This is a genomic window from Pseudomonas sp. ABC1, from assembly GCF_013395055.1.
In the GTDB taxonomy this organism is placed as follows: Bacteria; Pseudomonadota; Gammaproteobacteria; order Pseudomonadales; family Pseudomonadaceae; genus Stutzerimonas.
Window position 1 is genome coordinate 2,655,521 of record NZ_CP058349.1, and the last position, 16,769, is coordinate 2,672,289.

Annotated in this window: 12 protein-coding genes; 11 read left to right on the forward strand and 1 reads right to left on the reverse strand. The window is 58.7% G+C overall.

Annotated features, from left to right (window positions below; genetic code table 11):
• Positions 1-246: 246 nt before the first annotated feature.
• The 7 genes from HW090_RS11620 to HW090_RS11650 all read left to right on the forward strand — a co-directional run bounded on the left by HW090_RS11620 (position 247) and on the right by HW090_RS11650 (position 10,424).
• Positions 247-759, forward strand: a complete 513-nt coding sequence (locus tag HW090_RS11620) for an RNA polymerase sigma factor (protein ID WP_179113687.1) — start codon at positions 247-249, stop codon at positions 757-759.
• A 97-nt stretch (positions 760-856) separates the two neighbouring features.
• On the forward strand, positions 857-1,813 hold the full coding sequence (locus HW090_RS11625) for a FecR domain-containing protein (RefSeq protein WP_179113688.1): 957 nt from the start codon (positions 857-859) through the stop codon (positions 1,811-1,813).
• A gap of 139 nt (positions 1,814-1,952) precedes the next feature.
• The gene (locus HW090_RS11630; protein ID WP_179113689.1) at positions 1,953-4,745 is read left to right on the forward strand and encodes a TonB-dependent receptor; all 2,793 of its coding nucleotides are present in this window, start codon (positions 1,953-1,955) and stop codon (positions 4,743-4,745) included.
• Between the two features lie 76 nt (positions 4,746-4,821).
• Positions 4,822-5,436 carry a heme acquisition protein HasA gene (locus HW090_RS11635; protein WP_179113690.1) on the forward strand — a complete coding sequence of 205 codons (615 nt, stop codon included), beginning with the start codon at positions 4,822-4,824 and terminating at the stop codon, positions 5,434-5,436.
• A gap of 444 nt (positions 5,437-5,880) precedes the next feature.
• Positions 5,881-7,641 (forward strand): type I secretion system permease/ATPase, encoded by a 1,761-nt coding sequence (locus tag HW090_RS11640; protein ID WP_179113691.1) that lies wholly within the window; start codon positions 5,881-5,883, stop codon positions 7,639-7,641.
• Between the two features lie 108 nt (positions 7,642-7,749).
• Positions 7,750-9,078, forward strand: a complete 1,329-nt coding sequence (locus HW090_RS11645) for an HlyD family type I secretion periplasmic adaptor subunit (RefSeq protein WP_256930661.1) — start codon at positions 7,750-7,752, stop codon at positions 9,076-9,078.
• A 2-nt stretch (positions 9,079-9,080) separates the two neighbouring features.
• Positions 9,081-10,424, forward strand: coding sequence for a TolC family outer membrane protein (locus HW090_RS11650; protein ID WP_179113693.1), 1,344 nt, complete (start codon positions 9,081-9,083; stop codon positions 10,422-10,424).
• A gap of 77 nt (positions 10,425-10,501) precedes the next feature.
• Here the strand turns inward: HW090_RS11650 and HW090_RS11655 are convergent, their stop codons facing one another.
• Positions 10,502-11,506 carry a TerC family protein gene (locus HW090_RS11655; protein ID WP_179113694.1) on the reverse strand — a complete coding sequence of 335 codons (1,005 nt, stop codon included), beginning with the start codon at positions 11,504-11,506 and terminating at the stop codon, positions 10,502-10,504.
• A gap of 300 nt (positions 11,507-11,806) precedes the next feature.
• Between HW090_RS11655 and HW090_RS11660 the strand changes: the two genes are divergently transcribed.
• The 4 genes from HW090_RS11660 (at position 11,807) to HW090_RS11675 (ending at position 16,765) form a co-directional block, all read left to right on the forward strand.
• The gene (locus tag HW090_RS11660) at positions 11,807-12,568 is read left to right on the forward strand and encodes a hypothetical protein (protein WP_179113695.1); all 762 of its coding nucleotides are present in this window, start codon (positions 11,807-11,809) and stop codon (positions 12,566-12,568) included.
• Complete coding sequence (locus tag HW090_RS11665; protein ID WP_179113696.1) at positions 12,565-13,422, forward strand: hypothetical protein; 858 nt, start codon at positions 12,565-12,567, stop codon at positions 13,420-13,422. The genes HW090_RS11660 and HW090_RS11665 overlap by 4 nt, the downstream gene beginning before the upstream one ends.
• Positions 13,423-13,538: 116 nt before the next feature.
• Positions 13,539-14,279: a hypothetical protein gene (locus HW090_RS11670; protein WP_179113697.1), complete on the forward strand. Its 741-nt coding sequence runs from the start codon at positions 13,539-13,541 to the stop codon at positions 14,277-14,279.
• A complete protein-coding gene (locus HW090_RS11675; RefSeq protein WP_179113698.1) occupies positions 14,279-16,765 on the forward strand; it encodes a hypothetical protein in 2,487 nt (828 codons plus the stop codon). Before HW090_RS11670 ends, HW090_RS11675 begins: the two co-directional genes overlap by 1 nt.
• Positions 16,766-16,769: the final 4 nt, after the last annotated feature.

Below are 16,769 nucleotides of genomic sequence, written 5' to 3' on the forward strand. Positions count from 1 at the left end.
AATATGGGGGGGCATGAGGTCGGCTTCAAGCGACAAGCGTGCGTGTAGTGAAAAAAATTGCACCCGCCGCCATGGGAACGCGGCTGTCGGCGCCTGGCGTTTCATGGCGGGTTGTGTGCAGGGTGGGGTGGGCTTGTCTTGTATGCAAATGCGATTCTATCGCAGAATCGCCAGCCAACCTGGTCGGTGCCGGTTGCTTGGCATCGCCTGGATTGCGCCTCACATTCACAACCCCAGGACTCGCGCTTGTCGGATTTGGATATCAAGGGTCTGTTCCAGAAGCATGCCAAGGACTTGCAGGGTTTCCTGTTGCGCAAGAGCCGTGACCCACAACTGGCCGCTGATCTCACCCAGGAGAGTTTTCTGCGCCTGGCCGAGCAGAAGCACGGCGAGCGCATCGAGAACGTCCCCGCCTATCTTTATCGCACGGCCCAGAACCTGCTGATCAACCACCATCGCCAGCAGCGCTGCCACAAGACCGACTTGGCGTCAGACGAGCAACTGGCCGAGGTCGAATCGAATGACCGGGCCCTGGAGGATGTCGTTGCCGCACGCCAGCGTGTTGAACGTCTGCAACGGGCAATGGACGAGCTGCCTCCGCGCACGCGTGAGATATTCAGACTCAACCGCATAGAAGGTCTTACCTATACTCAGGTCGCCAGGATGCTGGAGGTCTCCGACAGCACAGTGCAGAAGCATCTGGCCATGGCACTGGCCCATGTGATGGAGCGTCTGCTCGATGTGGATGAGCATCCATGAAGCCGAATTACTGTCGGTGCAGGTCCCAAGTGTCTATGCAAGTAATGACGCGACGCCATGTTCGCGACCAGCCTGAATAACGAGAACGAGAATACCGGTGACTAGCCATGATGCGCAGGCGCGCAGAATCCGCGAGACCGCTGCCGAATGGGCTGTGCGCCTGAGCGGTACGACCCTGACCGCGGGGCAACAGCGAGATCTGCAAGCGTGGTTGGAGTGTGATCCCCGGCATGCCGAGGCGCTGGCGTTCGCCCGCCAGACCTGGGACGCGCTGGGCGCCTTGCCAGGCAAGGCGATGCCCGCCATGCGTCAGCGACCGAACACTTCCCGCCCCTTGCGCAGAGCGCCCCGCAAGCGCATTTGGGCCGCTGCCGCCTGCCTGTTCCTGCTGCTGGGCGGGCTGGGCCTGCAACGTGAAAGCCTGTGGGTGCAATGGCAGGCCGACCACTACACACACGGTGGTGAGGTTCGCCATCTGACCCTGGCGGACGGCAGTGAAGTCAGCCTCGATAGCGACTCGGCGATCCGTCTCGATTTCAATGAGACGCAGCGACGTATCGAGTTGCTCGCGGGGACGGCAGTCTTCCAGGTGGCAGCCGACCCCCATCGACCTTTTGTCGTCAGTGCCGCAGGGGGGGCGAGCAGGGCGCTCGGTACTCGCTTCGTGGTCAGCCGGGAAAGTCGTGACAGCGCCTGGAGCGGAGTCCTCGAACATGCCGTGCAGGTCGATGCGGCCGGCCGTCATCAGCGCCTGGAGGCTGGCGACAGCGTGCATTACGACAGCGCCGCACTGACGCCGTTGCACCTCGACCTGCAGCGCGCCACCAGTTGGCAGCGTGGCCTGCTGATCTTCGAACGTGTGCCTTTGGCGCAGGCGATCGAGCAGATCAACCGTTACCGGCCTGGTTATATCCTCATTCACGGCCAGGCTCTGGCTGAGCGTGAAGTCAGCGGGGTATTCCGGCTCGACTCGTTGGACTCGGCGTTGGAGACCCTGACACGAGAGCTGCACCTCAAACGCCTGGACCTGGCCCGCATCAGCCTGCTCCGCTGAGCCCGCCCGAGGACGTTTCCAGGCGCCCTGGAAAATAATTCAAAAATCTTTACCGACTCTCGCTGACTCGCGTGTCGTTAATGGAAAGCATTCCGCTTAACCATAAGAACGACACAACGCAGACACGAGGCAGCAGTCAATGAAACACCGCTACACGATGCGTCACGCCGATATGCCCGGGCGCCTTGCCCAGAGAGCCGTGCTGGGAATGTCGCTGGCGTTTGGCAGTGCCCTGGCCATTGCGGAGCAGGGCGTTGCGCCGACCCGGCAGGGTATCGCCAACCCGCAGATTGCCTTCGACATACCCGCACAGCCATTGGATCGTGCAGCGCTGGTGTTTGCCGAGCAAGCCGGGGTACAGGTGTTTTTCGACAGTGAGCGTCTGCAGGGCCTTCAGGGCCAGGCGCTGCACGGCCACTACGGGCTAGACGACGGGCTGCGGCGTTTGCTCGGTACGTCGCCTGTTGGCTACAGGTTCGATGGGACCCATCAGGTCACCCTGATGCGGCACCAGGAGTCCGAACAGACCCTGCACCTGCATGACATCAATGTCAGTGGCGCTTCGGCGGCCATTGCCCCTGCGGGTGCGCAATCGACCAGTGTCGTCGATCGCGAAAAGATGGACCGCAGTGCCGCCCGTGGCGCTCTCGATATTCTCCAGGGGGAGAGTTCGGTATACACCGCCTCGAACTACCAGGATCCGTCTGTCTCGGTGAATATCCGCGGCATCCAGGATTTCGGTCGGGTCAATATGTCGATCGATGGCATGCGCCAGAACTATCAGGAAAGTGGCTACCAATCCCGTAATGGCGAGATGTACGTGGACACCGAGTTCCTGAGCTCGGTGAACATTGCCAAGGGGCCTTCATCCGGTATGGGCGGCGCCGGTGTGATTGGCGGGATCGCCGATTTCAGGACGCTGGACGCCGACGACATCATCAAGGAAGGCAAGGAATATGGCGTTCGTCTTCGTGGGTTGACGGGCATTACCCGCTACGACAACGGGATCGACTTCAAGGGCAGTCTGGTGGCTGCGCTGAAAATGGGAGAAACGCTGGATTTCCTCGTTGGCGTCAGCCAGACGGATACGGATGACTACAAGGCAGGCAAACATGGGGATTATTCCTATGTTCGATGGAGTGGTACTCAGAATGGCCAGAATATTTACGTCAAGGAAAAACTGACTGAAGTCGAGTATGCCCAGCCATGGGCGCTTGATCCCAGTCATCCGTATTACCAGCCAGGGCTACCGGCTGTTATGCACTTCCCCAATATCCTGAATAGCCAGGGTTCTGGACAAAGAGGTGACTCCAATCTGTTCAAGATCAACTGGAATATCGACGACGCCCACCGTCTCGGCCTGAGCTATATGCAGACCACCTTCGACTACAACTTCGTCGAGCCGGTCAGAAACTTTATCAGTGGCTATGACGTCACCGACCATGACTGGTACTTGCGTTCGGCCGACGAAATCACGGTCGAGAACATTGCGCTGAAGTATCAGTGGCAACCCGACGATCCGCTCTGGAATATCACCTCGTCGCTCTATCGGGTCGATACTGAAAAGGAGCAGTGGCAACCGCGTGCTGCCGACCTGAGTGCGACCGGGATCGCCATGTGTGCCCTCAACCCGGTCAACTACGAACAGTTGAGCGGCAAGTCCTGCTACGACAAGCAGAATTTCTACCGCACCATTACCTGGGGCTACACCCTGCAGAACCAGGCTCTGTTGAGTGTCTTCGAACGAGAACTGGCGTTGAACTACGGCCTGGAGGTGACACGGGACGAGGTCAAGCCGCAAGGCTCCGAAGGCGCGCTGGGCAAGTTGAAGACCAGTTTGACGCCCGAGGGGGAGCGACTGTTGTCGGGCATCTTCCTCAATGGGCGTTGGGACGTGCTGGATCAGGTCACCCTGAGCGCCGGTATACGCTACGACCATTACCGCTTGCAGGGTGATGTGATCCTCGACAAATCCCTTGGTGGGCAATTCCCGAGTGCTGGCGATCCGATCCACTTCGATGCCAAGACCAGTGCGGGTGCCTGGTCGCCAACCTTTGGCGTGCAATACCGTCCCTGGAACTGGCTGGAGCTGTTCGCCAGCGCGGGTAAAGGCTGGCGTCCGCCAGCGGTGACCGAGGTGCTGATCACCGGTATGAGCCCTGGTGGGATCGGTATGGGCATGCACCCGAACCTGTACCTGGAACCCGAGCGTTCACGCAGTTACGAATTCGGTTTTCGTACCCACTGGGAGGGCCTGCTGACCCAGGAGGACCGGCTCAATATCGAAGTCGCGAAATACAACAACCACATCGATAACTGGATGGTCATGCACATCGGTACCTCGATGCCAGGCGATACCCGTGTGGGCGGCCTGGGGCGGGCGGCCTTCGTCAACCGGCTGGACCCGGTGACGATCGAAGGTGTGGAGCTGAAAGTGGACTATGACGCCGGTGGCTGGTTCGCCAGGGTGGTCGCCTCCAGGGTCGAGACCGACGAAGGCGACCAGTGCTTCAACCCCTGGCTCTACCCGAGGGACCAGTACCCGAATACGAATGCCGTCAATCGAGCAATGGCTGCGAGCCCGAAGCTTTGCGGTGGCACGTTCTACGCTCCGCTGATCTCCCAGGACAAGCTGCGTGCCGACCTTGGCGTGCGCCTGTTCCAGCGGCGTCTGGAGTTGGGGTTCGGCGTGCTGGCGTTTGGCGACCAGCCGGAAGACTCCCAAGGGCGGGTCGTGTCGAATTCCTATCTTGGAGCCGAAATTTATGACGCCTATGCCAGCCTGCGTCCTGTGGACGACTTCAAGCTGATGCTGAATATCCACAATATCGAGGATCGCCAGTACTTCCTGCCGCACCAGGCACTGACCGGTACCAATACCTTCCCTGCACCAGGGCGCACGGTAACGGCGGCTTTCGAGTACTCGTTCTAGATCTGGGAGTGGGGCTGGTGCCCTGCTGCCACAACCCTGCCTTTGGCAGATCACTGTAAGCAAGAGAGGAAATACCATGAGCATTACCGTAACGGTCGATAGCGCCTTTTTCACTGACGTCGGCGACCACAACAACGATGGTGTCGTTTCCCTGAGTGACTATTTCTCTTACCTGAGCAGCAACATGGGCTTCAGTCCCTGGGATCTGTTCGACTCCTTCAATGGCAACACCGGCTGGCTGCTGGGGCCGAAGAACGGCACTCAGTTCGGGCTGGAGTCCAATACCGGTTCTGGCGCGGCTTTCGTGGCCTCGGCAGCGACGGGCGGTGAGTTGCACTACACCCTGTTCGACAATCCGACCCATACCTTCTATGGCGATCTGAATACCATCGAAGTGGGCAGCGGCCTGAATGACAGCGGTTCGGTCTGGAGCACCTCGCAGAGCTGGATCACCTTCGACAATCTGTCGTCCGTACTGGGGAATGGGACCGTGAATGGTCAGCCGCAACCGGACAACGAACTGCACAACATCATCTACAGCCTGATGCAAGGCGATGGCGAAGCACTGCAGGACTTCCTGGTAGCCCAGGGCTATGACCTCGATGCGGCTCTCAGCGTCGGCGTGCAATCTGCCGATGCCGCGCTGGTTGGTGTCCAGGAATACGTCGACGACCTCGCGCTGGCTGCCTGATCGCAGGCAATAAAAAGCGGATAAAAGATCGCTCTTTTACCCGCCTCTGAGATACCCGGCACAACCTGTGTTTTAGCGGACAAGGGTTGTGTCGGGCTCGCAAATCCTCTCGCTTCTGCATCGGCAGGTCAATCATGTCCAAAGAAAAACGGCGGAAAAGGCTGGTATTTGCGTCGAAGTTGCAGGTTAGTAATTCTCATTTTCATGATTTGGGTTTTGGGTGCCCGTATGCCCGGCGAGCCCGAAATCAATGAACAAGCTTGTGCTCGAGAAACGTAGCCTGGGTGCCATCCGGACTACGAGCGAACGTGCGGGGAGCTGCATCGCCAAGGTCGGCGGTGCCTCTGACAAAAGCACATTGCTTCGTGCGGGACACTCTCCAAGTGGGAGGGCTCATCCATATCGTCGTGGCGGATCGATTTCCGCCATCAGGAAATTCATGCCATGACAGCACGTAGCCCCTCCAATGAAATCCTGGGTGCCCTGTCTGCCTATAAAGGCAGCTTCTATGGTGTCGGGTTGTTCAGCGCGATCATCAACCTGCTGATGCTGGCGCCGGCTATCTACATGCTGCAGGTGTACGACCGGGTGCTGGCCTCAGGCAATCAGATGACCCTGGCCATGCTGACGCTGATGGTGGTCGGCCTGTTCGCCTTCATGGGCGCGTTGGAGTGGGTTCGCAGCCTGGTGGTGATTCGCCTGGGCGCGCAGATGGATATGCGCCTGAACCAGCGTGTCTACACGGCTGCCTTCGAGGCCAATCTGAAAAGCGGCAGTCTGGCGGCCGGGCAATCGCTGAATGACCTGACCACGCTGCGCCAGTTCGCCACGGGCAATGCGTTGTTCGCTTTTTTCGACGCGCCCTGGTTCCCGATCTACCTGGCGGTGATTTTTCTCTTCCACCCCTGGCTGGGCCTGCTGGCCCTGGCTGGCGCGGTGTTGCTCATGGGGCTGGCCTGGCTCAATCAGCGTGTTTCACGTGCGCCGCTGGCAGAGGCCGGGAAGGTGTCGATCCGTGCCACGCAGCGGGCCACGGCCAACCTGCGCAATGCTGAAGTGATCGAGGCAATGGGGATGTTGGGCAACCTGCGTGCCCGCTGGCTGGGCGAGCATGTCGAGTTCCTATCCTTGCAGAACCAGGCCAGTGAAAAGACTGCTGCCGTCAGCGCCTGGTCCAAGGGCGTACGCCTTGGCCTGCAATCGTTGATGCTGGGGCTGGGGGCGCTGCTGGCGATCTCCGGGGAGATCACGCCGGGGATGATGATCGCGGGCTCGATTCTGGTGGGCCGCGTGCTTGGGCCGTTGGATGGTGTGATCGGCGCCTGGAAACAATGGGCCTCGGCGCGCCAGGCGTATGAGCGACTGGCCGGGTTGCTTGCGCAATGCCCTGAACGTGATGCGGGCATGGCGCTGCCGACGCCGCAGGGACGGCTGCAGGTCGAGCGCCTGGTGGCGACCGCCCCCGGTGGACGTACCCCCGTGCTGAGCAGTATCGGCTTTGCCCTGGAGCCTGGTGAGGTACTGGGCGTGATCGGGCCGTCCGGTTGTGGCAAATCCACACTGGCACGCCTGCTGGTCGCGACGCAGCCGGCCCTGGCCGGCACGGTGCGTCTGGACGGTGCCGATCTGCAACAGTGGGACAAGCGGCTGCTTGGTGCCCATATCGGCTATCTGCCGCAGGATGTGCAATTGTTCGCGGGCAGCATCGCGGAAAATATCGCTCGCTTTGCCGAGGTGGATGCCGAGCAGGTGGTTGCCGCCGCGCAGCTTGCGGGTGTCCATGAACTGATTCTGCGTCTGCCACAGGGGTATGACACGCCGCTGGGCGAGGGCGGCAGCGGGCTGTCTGGTGGGCAGAAGCAGCGTGTCGGCCTTGCCCGTGCGCTCTATGGGCTACCGGCGTTGATCGTACTCGACGAGCCCAATTCCAACCTCGACGAAGAAGGGGAAAAGGCTCTGTTGGCTGCTATCGAGCAGCTCAAGCGGCACAAGTGCACGTTGGTACTGATCACTCACAAACCTGCCCTGTTGAGTGGCGCGGACAAACTGCTGGTACTGCGCGGAGGGCAGATGCAGGCCTTCGGCCCGGCAGCGCGCGTATTACAGGATTTGCAGCAGGCAGCCCGCCCGGCACCCGCAACGACAGCGGCCCAGTTGCGAGTCGCGCCGAGTTTGAACATGAGTTACGGCACGCCGAAGGCCTGATTTCCCTCTCATCCAGCCCCACTCCCGCAAGCGGGAGTGGGGAGCAGAAGCGGTTCCGCTCCCTCGGGAGAGGGGCGCGAAAATGTATCCATGCACCGGGATATTTCCATGCAGAGCAGTTCTTCAGCAGTTTCTCCATCAGCCAGCGTGCTGCCGTTCGATGAGCGTCGTCATGCCCGTCTGGGGCGTTGGCTGGTATTGGCCGGCTTTGGTGGTTTCATCGCCTGGGCCGCACTGGCACCGCTGGACAAGGGGGTGCCGGTCTCTGGCAGCGTGGTGGTGGCGGGCAGTCGCCAGGCGGTGCAGCACCCCAGTGGTGGGGTGATCGAGCGCATCCTCGTGCGCGATGGCGAGCAGGTAAGGGCCGGACAGGTGCTGGTGCAGGTCGACGCGACCCTGGCACGCGCCCAGCACGAGTCGCTCCAGGCCCAGTACGTTGCTGCCCGTGCCAGTGAGGCGAGGCTGATTACCGAGCGCGACGGACTGGAAAACATCGCCTTTGCCGAGGCATTACTGGGCCGCACGAGCGAGCCCTGGGTGGCCACCGCACTGGCATTGCAACGGCAACTGCTGCACAGCCGTCGCCAGGCGTTGCGCCTGGAACTGGATGCACTGGCGGAAAACCTTGCCGGTGTCGAGGCGCGACTGCGGGGGCTGCGTGCGTCCATGAACTACCAGCAGGAGCAGCGCGATACCCTTCGCGAGCAGTTGGAGAGCCTGCGTAGCCTGGCCCGGGAAGGCTATATCGCGCGCAACCGTCTGCTCGATCAGGAGCGCCTGTATGCCCAGCTCAACGGCGCCATTGCCGAGGGGCAGGGGGATATCGGCCAGTTGCAACGTCAGGCGCTGGAGTTGCGCCTGCGCAGTGGCCAGCGCCAGGAGGAATACCACAAGGACGTGCGTCAGCAACTGGCCGATACCCAATTGAATGCCGAGGACCTGGCCAATCGTCTGCGCAGCGCCGAGTTCGAATTGCTCAATACCCAGGTGCAGTCGCCCGCCAGCGGTACGGTGGTCGGGCTGAGTGTGTTCACCGAGGGTGGGGTGATTGCGCCAGGCCAGCAATTGATGGAAATCGTTCCCGCCGGTGCATCATTGCTGGTCGATGCCCGTGCGCCGGTTGAGTTGGTGGACAAACTCCGTCCGGGGCTGGAAGTGGAGCTTATGTTCTCTGCCTTCAACCAGAGCAAGACACCAAGAGTGATCGGTGAAGTCACCCTGGTTTCGGCCGACCGCCTGCTCGACGAACAGACCGGGGAGCCTTATTACCTTGTACGCAGTCGTGTCAGCGATGCAGGTATGCAGCAATTGGCAGGGCTGGATATCCGCCCCGGTATGCCGGTAGAGGCCTTTGTGCGAACGGGTGAGCGCTCTCTGCTCAACTACCTGTTCAAGCCATTGCTGGACCGTACCCACCTGGCATTGGCGGAGGAGTGAGCATGCGCCCCTGTCTTGAGGCCGTTGCATTCGCGGCCCTGTGCTGCCTCAGCTTTCCATCCCACGCGCTCGGCCTGCTCGATGCCTATGCCCTGGCACTGCGCAATGATCCGACCTTGCAGGCCGCGATCAGCGAGCATCAGGCAGGTCAGGAGCACCGCGCCATTGGCCGTGCCGCGCTGCTGCCACGGCTGGACTACCGCTATACCAACTCCCGCAACGAGTCGGAAGTCACTCAGCAGGGGTTGACCGGTGAGGTCACCAATCAGCGCGACTATCGCAGCTACGCTTCGGTGGTCAGCCTGCAACAGCCGTTGTTCGACTATGCCGCCTGGACCCGTTACCGTCAGGGCGAGGCCCGTGCGCTGCTGGCCGACGAGCGCCTGCGTGGACGCGGGCAGGAGTTGATGGTGCGCCTGTTCCAGGCTTACAGCGAGGCGTTGCTGGCGGGGGAGCGCATCGCCCTGGCGCAGGCCCAGCGCAGTGCCTACACCGAGCGTCTGCAGCTCAATCGCCGCTTGTTCGAAGGCGGCGAAGGCACCCGTACCGACTTGCTCGAAACCCAGGCTCGCCATGACCTGTCACTGGCTCAGGAGATCGAGGCGAACGATGCGCTGGACATCGCCTTGCGCGAATTGCAGGCGATCATTGGCGAGCCCTTGCTGCTCGAGGATCTGACACCATTGCTCGCGGCACCACGATTCCCTCCGCTGCACCCGCAGGGGTTCGAGGCCTGGCGCGACCTTGCACTGGCCAGCAATGCCGAGCTGGCCGCGCAGCGCCATGCCTTGAGCGTGGCCGAGCAGCAGGTCGAACAGGCTCGCGCCAACCACATGCCCAGTCTCAGTCTGGTCGCGAGCAGCCGCTTGACCCGCTCCGATTCGGAAAGCAGCTACAACCAGCGTTACGACACCGACTCCATTGGTATCCAGCTCAACCTCCCGCTGTTCGCCGGGGGTGCCAACAGTGCCAGTCGGCGCCAGGCCGCCCGTCAGTTCGAGCAGGCCAGTCATGAACTGGACGCCCAGAGCGCCGGCACGCTCAACGAATTGCGCCGCCAATACAACCTGTGCCGCAGCGCCCAGGCCAAGATTCGCGCTTACCAGATGGCCGAGGCGTCCGCCGCCACCCTGGTCGAAGCCACCCGTAAAAGCGTACTGGGTGGCGAGCGGGTCAACCTCGATGTGCTCGATGCCCAGGCACAGCTTTACAACGCTCGCCGTGATCTGGCGGATGCCCGGCATGGGTACCTGCTCGCGTGGCTGCAGTTGCGCTACCTGGCCGGACAATTGGGCGAACGGGACCTGGCTGAACTTGCCGAGCATTTCGCCAGGCCAGACGTTTGAGAAGCGGGTCGGTTCCGTTCGTGTGCGATGGCTCGAAGCGGGCAGCTCGTGTGAGCGCACTGCTTATCTTTGTTCGGTCACTTCTCGTCGTGTGCCTGTACAGGCGCAGTGGCTTCGTTGCGTGTCTTCCACAGCGACAGCAGCACCCCACCGGCCAGCAGCGCCAGTGTCACGCCGAGCGAGATGCCGGCGGGAATCTTGCCGATGATGCCGACCAGGAAAATCTTGCCGCCGATGAACACCAGCACCAGCGCCAGTGCGTACTTGAGGTAGGCGAAGCGATGGATCAGCGCGGCCAGGGCGAAGTACAGCGCGCGCAGGCCGAGGATGGCGAAGATGTTCGAGGTGTAGATGATGAACGGGTCCTGGGTGATGGAGAAGATCGCCGGGACACTGTCCACCGCGAACACCACGTCGGCACACTCGATCAGGATCAGCGCCAGCAGCAGGGGCGTGGCCCAGAGCACGGTCTTACCGTGGCGGTTCGGCTGGCGCACGAAGAAGCGCTGGCCATGCAGGCGGTCGGTGACGCGCAGGTGCGTGCGCAGGAACTGGACGAGGAAATTGTTGGCTAGGTCTGGTTCGTCATCGACCTTGGCGAACAGCATGCGTACGCCGGTGACCACCAGGAACACGCCGAACACATAGAGAATCCACTCGAAGCGGTGGATCAGCACCGCACCCAGGCCGATCATCAGCGCACGCAGCACGATCACCCCGAGGATGCCCCAGAACAGCACCTTGTGTTGATGCTCGCGGGGAATGCCGAGGAAGCTGAAGATCAGCGCCATGACGAAGACGTTGTCGATGGACAGGGATTTCTCGATCAGGAAGCCGGTCAGGTAGTCGAGGCTGGAGTCACCGCCTTTCTGATACCAGACCCAGATCGAGAACAGCAGGCCGGCAGTGATGTAGCCGGCGGAGAGCATCAGGCTTTCCTTGACGCCGATGGGCTTGCTGTCGCGGTGCAGTACACCGAGATCGAACGCCAGCAGGGAAAAGACCAGTACCAGAAAGGACAGCCACAGCCAGGCGGCCGTGCCCATGAATTCAGCGAGGAAAAACGTTTCTAGGGCGTTCATCAGGCCCCTCCTTCAGTCGAAGTTATACAGACTGTAACTCCGACATGGCGGCGGCAGCCGTCAGAGGGGCCCGGCGTTACGCGGCGAAGACTAGAGAGGCTGCCGTCCCGCCGTCAACGTGCCGTGATAGACGGCAGGCTTCAGAATGTTTCGAATCTTTTCCGTCAACGGGATTCGGAGGAGATGCCATATCCGGCCTTGAGATGTTTACGATTATTTTTATTTTGAATAATTCTCGTTTTTGTATTTTTGCTCTTGTAGTACACCTGTGTTGGATATCCATGGATAGGGAGAAAAGCCATGCCGCAATCACTGTCATTTCTGCCATTGATCTTCGTCCTGCTGGCCCAGCCCGCGTTGGCCATGGAGTTCGAGCCGGAGAAATGCCCTGATCCGGACCCTGAGGGCAAGGCTTATCTTTCCCTGGGCGAAACGGTACTGCGTGTGCCGATCCGTACCTTGAACATCACCCATGCTCCGTACGCGGACAGTCCACTGCCCTCGCCGCCAGATGCCAGCCAGCCGTTGGGCTGCGCGGGTAACCCGCTGGCGCAGCAGAGCCTGATCATCGATTTTTCTTTCAGCGCCTGGCTGAGTGACCGCAAGACGCCATCCGCCGCGTCGCTTCGGGAGTTTCGCCTGATTCGGGCTGAACCCGATTTCTATGGGATCTCCCAGAGGCCCTCATATAACCCCGGCTGTGATCGACTTCCTAGACGTGAAAGATTGAGCAATGGCTTGTACGGATGTTTGCCAAACAAGGATCCCGAGCGCCCGGATCGTGACGAGTCCGGCACATACCGGATTGATACTCAGAACTATGCAATGCCCTACGGCCAGACTTTTATCGTGGAGTGCATGCCGGACATTCCTCAGGGAGTAGTTTGCAGTGTGGATTACAAGGTATTACCCACCGTCAATCTGGTGTATCGCTTCTCAACGGATCGTATGCCACTGGAAGACGTTGTCGAGTTCGACAGGATGCTGCGCGCGCAAATCGAGGCGTCGGTGGTGGCTGACTATAAATGGAAGTTCAACGAAGATAAGGAGGGTCTGCAATGAGTACTTTACGACGTTACGGATACGGTGATTTGGGTCTTACCCTAAAGGCCTTACAGAGGCAGGCGTTGTCTCCATGGATATGGAGGAAGATTGTGGGACTCTCAGGATCATTCCTGGTGTTGCTTTTTGTCCTGTTGGCCCAGCCCGCGTTGGCCATGGAGTTCGAGCCGGAGAAATGCCCTGATCCGGACCCTGAGGGCAAGGCTTATCTTTCCCTGGGCGAAACGGTACTGCGTGTGCCGATCCGTACCTTGAACATCCCCCATGCTCCGTACGCGGACAGCCCGCTGCCCTCGCCGCCAGATGCCAGCCAGCCGTTGGGCTGCGTGGGTAACCCGCTGGCGCAGCAGAGCCTGATCATCGATTTTTCTTTCAGCGCCTGGCTGAGTGACCGCAAGACGCCATCCGCCGCGTCGCTCCGGGAGTTTCGCCTGATTCGGGCTGAACCCGATTTTTATGGTCTGTCCCAAGGAAGCTTCTATGTGTCTGGCTGTGACCTCTTTCCCCGGCGCGTAAGGCTGGGCAATGGGCTGCAGGGGTGCTTGCCGAACAAGAACCCGGAGCACCCTGATCGTGACGAGGTTGGCAGGTATCGATTGGATCCACAGGATTATGTGATGCCTTTTGGACAAACCTTTGTCATGGGCTGCTCTCCGGATATTCCAAGAGGCGTCGTTTGCAGTGTGGATTACAAGGTATTACCCACCGTCAATCTGGTGTATCGCTTCTCAACGGATCGTATGCCACTGGAAGACGTTGTCGAGTTCGACAGGATGTTACGCGCGCAAATCGAGGCGTCGGTGGTGCCCGACTATAAATGGAGGCTCAACGAAGATCAGGAGGGTCTGCAATGAGTACTTTACGACGTTACGGATACGGTGATTTGGGTCTTACCCTAAGGTCCTTACAGAGGCAGGCGTTGTCTCCATGGATATGGCGGAAGATTGTGGGACTCTCAGGATCATTCCTGGTGTTGCTTTTCGTCCTGTTGGCCCAGCCCGCGTTGGCCATGGTGTTCGAGCCGGAGAAATGCCCTGATCCGGACCCGGAGGGCAAAGCTTATCTTTCCCTGGGCGAAACGGTACTGCGTGTGCCGATCCGTACCTTGAACATCACCCATGCTCCGTACGCGGACAGCCCGCTGCCCTCGCCGCCAGATGCCAGCCAGCCGTTGGGCTGCGCGGGTAACCCGCTGGCGCAGCAGAGCCTGATCATCGATTTTTCTTTCAGCGCCTGGCTGAGTGACCGCAAGACGCCATCCGCCGCGTCGCTTCGGGAGCTTCGCCTGATTCGGGCTGAACCCGATTTTTATGGGCTGTTCCAGGGTGACTACTATGCGTCCGTTTGTGATGACCCCCGTTTTCCCCGGCGCGTGGGGCTGGACAATGGGTTGCAGGGATGTTTGCCGAACAAGAACTCGGAGCACCCTGATCGCGACCAGGTTGGCTGGTACCGGTCGGCCTCAAAGGCCTATGCGATACCTTTTAATCAAGCTTTTGTTGTGGAATGTTTGCCGGACATTCCCAGAGGCGTCGTTTGCAGTGTGGATTACAAGGTATTACCCACCGTCAATCTGGTGTATCGCTTCTCAACGGATCGAATGCCTCTGGAAGACGTTGTCGAGTTCGACAGAATGCTGCGCACGCAGATAGAGGCGTCGGTAGTGGCTGACTATAAATGGAAGTCCAGCGAAGATAGGGATGATCGGTAATGAGTACTCTACGGAATTATGAATACGGATATTCGGATTTTACTCTGACTCTCTCTCAGAGAAATGAGTTGGCTCGGATGTTGGTGGGTGTCAAGGAAAAATATAGCCTATCTTCCTCTGAGCCTGGTCTGGCGCAGCCTCTATATGACAAGCTGTTGAGTTTTATGCCGGAGCCTGAAGCGGGTGAAGAATCAGAGTATCTTAAGGTTTATACTTGGATGGTTGGCGCTAGGGATGTAAATCAGGGCGAGGGAGTCTTTGCTACCTATATTCACAACTACACGGCTAATCAGTATTTTCTGCGTTTTGGTGAGAGAATTGGAGAAGGTTTGGTCAATGGTGCATCCAATGCTATTGGTATTACACTGGTTGAACGGATACTCCAGAATGCGGGTCGCCTTCCCTCGATCGAAGGTATTGGCGCTGTGGATGGTGGTGAGTCTGTGCGGATGGTTTTTCAGCACCCAGAGTACTATCCTGAAGGCGATTATACTGGCTGGGCGGGTACACTGCTTTTCCCATTCTTGGGTTATAAGCGGTTCTTCAATGAGTGGTTGCTGGATAAGGAGCAGGTAGAGGCAACTATCAATGTTGGAAGCGGTCCAGGTCTGCCGAGGATAACAAAGCAGTACGAAGGCAGTTATGATCTGTTTGCGACGTTAAAAGCTAATTTGCAGACGGTTGAGCAACTTAACCCCGCAGAGCAGTTTGCTTCCTGGTGGAGGTCACTGTCGGCCCTCGATAAAGATCACGACGATCTTGTTCAGGCAACCAATGATTACGTCTCTCGCATCTATGCGCTGGAGCCTGGGCATGCCTTTGAGGCAGGTGGCTTATTACCTTTTGTGGGTGCTGTGGCTTATTTGAGTCGGGAGTTGGACGTAAAGGTCGGGACTTTGGGTGATGATGTAATAGATGACTATTGGCCTGATGCGAAAGAGAGCTTTATTATCCATGCCGGTAACGGTGACGACATTATATATATCCCGCCTTATGCCGAATCATCAGGTGCTGCATTGATCGATGGCGGCTCAGGATACGACAGGCTGTTCTTTTCCAACAGCGACACCCCTCATGCCTTGTTTATCTCCCTGGACCGGCTGGATGACGCTGAAGCCTTGTACACCTGGCGGTTTTCAGTCAACCATCTGGGCTCATCACCTGCTTCAAAGGAAAAAGCGTTTGTTTATTCCGTCGAATATCTGGAGGCCTCGTCCGAATCGGATTGGTTGAGCGTCTCCAGACCGGTCCGCTCGAATGTCGATATCATGGTGGACTTGGCTGGGCAAGGTGACTATGGAAATACATTGGACTTCTTGGGGTATCAGACAGGGGTAAGCCTGAATGTATCCAATAATGGCTGGATAGCTCTTCAATTGGAAAAGGAGCAAGAGGAGGGTGAGAGTGCTGTACTGTATGTGGGCGGCGCACGGAATATTATCGGGTCGCAGTTCAACGATTACCTGAGTTATGGTGACTTTGAGGCAGGCTTGCATATCACCATGGCGAACAGTGAATCTGGAGAGCCAAGCAGTTGGCACTATGTCATTAATTGGGTTGATTCGGTAACAAATTCAGAAGATCAAGCCTTTATTTATTCCATGGAGGCTTTGAGTGGGACGTCCTTGTCAGATTGGTTGAAAATTTCCTACCCCCTCCAGTTGGAAACGGATGTCATGATTGATCTGGTGGCGGGAGGGGCATATAGCAATACCCTTGATCTTTCCGATTACCAGTCCGGCATCAATCTAGGGCTGGGGGCGGATGGGTGGTTAAGGATGGACCAGGCACAAAGTGGCACTCTGTATATAAACGGGGTCGACAATATTATTGGTTCAGCGCTTGATGATGTTCTGGTCGGTAATGACCGAGACAATATTCTGGATGGTCGGTCTGGCAATAATACGTTATGGGGCGGCGATGGCGCTGATACTTTTGTCGTCGGTGTGGGAAGTAATATCATTGGCGATGCGGACGAAACCGATCGGTTGGTCATGCGTATACCGGTAGGTGACTCTGAAAAGCTGATCGTATTAGGTGGAGGCGTTTTGTTACGAGCCCAAGTGCAGGGTGTAACTGGGCAGTCCGTCCCATTGCTGGAGGGGCAGGCGGCTTATTTTCACCCTGTTCAACCCAACCCCATGAACTACATGCCGTCGCTCAGCGGTGTTTGGCCGGTTCTGGATAGTAGCCTGGGTAGGGAGTTTATTATCCGCTATAGTCTTTCAGATTCTGACCTGAACATATCCGCTCGTTTCCTCGATGAAGATTGGAATACCTCAATTGCCGATGTAGTCGTGCGCGACTATCAGGATGGAGACTTGGGGCTGAGTTTCAGTGAGTTGATCGTGCCGAACTACACGAATGCTTCGGCTTACCAGAAGCCTATGAGCACTATCATCGACGAATTCGAACAGGCGCATTTCGATCTTTTACAGGAGTGGGTGCCGCCGCCTGCCCTTGCCGATACCTGGTATGTCGCCTAGGTTG

Bases quoted from the DNA above. Each gene is read 5' to 3' on its own strand.
- HW090_RS11660 (WP_179113695.1), top strand. From the start codon at position 11,807: ATGCCGCAATCACTGTCATTTCTGCCATTGATCTTCGTCCTGCTGGCC.
- HW090_RS11675 (WP_179113698.1), top strand. From the start codon at position 14,279: ATGAGTACTCTACGGAATTATGAATACGGATATTCGGATTTTACTCTG.
- HW090_RS11650 (WP_179113693.1), top strand. From the start codon at position 9,081: ATGCGCCCCTGTCTTGAGGCCGTTGCATTCGCGGCCCTGTGCTGCCTC.
- HW090_RS11655 (WP_179113694.1), bottom strand. From the start codon at position 11,506: ATGAACGCCCTAGAAACGTTTTTCCTCGCTGAATTCATGGGCACGGCC.
- HW090_RS11635 (WP_179113690.1), top strand. From the start codon at position 4,822: ATGAGCATTACCGTAACGGTCGATAGCGCCTTTTTCACTGACGTCGGC.
- HW090_RS11640 (WP_179113691.1), top strand. From the start codon at position 5,881: ATGACAGCACGTAGCCCCTCCAATGAAATCCTGGGTGCCCTGTCTGCC.
- HW090_RS11630 (WP_179113689.1), top strand. From the start codon at position 1,953: ATGAAACACCGCTACACGATGCGTCACGCCGATATGCCCGGGCGCCTT.
- HW090_RS11665 (WP_179113696.1), top strand. From the start codon at position 12,565: ATGAGTACTTTACGACGTTACGGATACGGTGATTTGGGTCTTACCCTA.
- HW090_RS11645 (WP_256930661.1), top strand. From the start codon at position 7,750: ATGCAGAGCAGTTCTTCAGCAGTTTCTCCATCAGCCAGCGTGCTGCCG.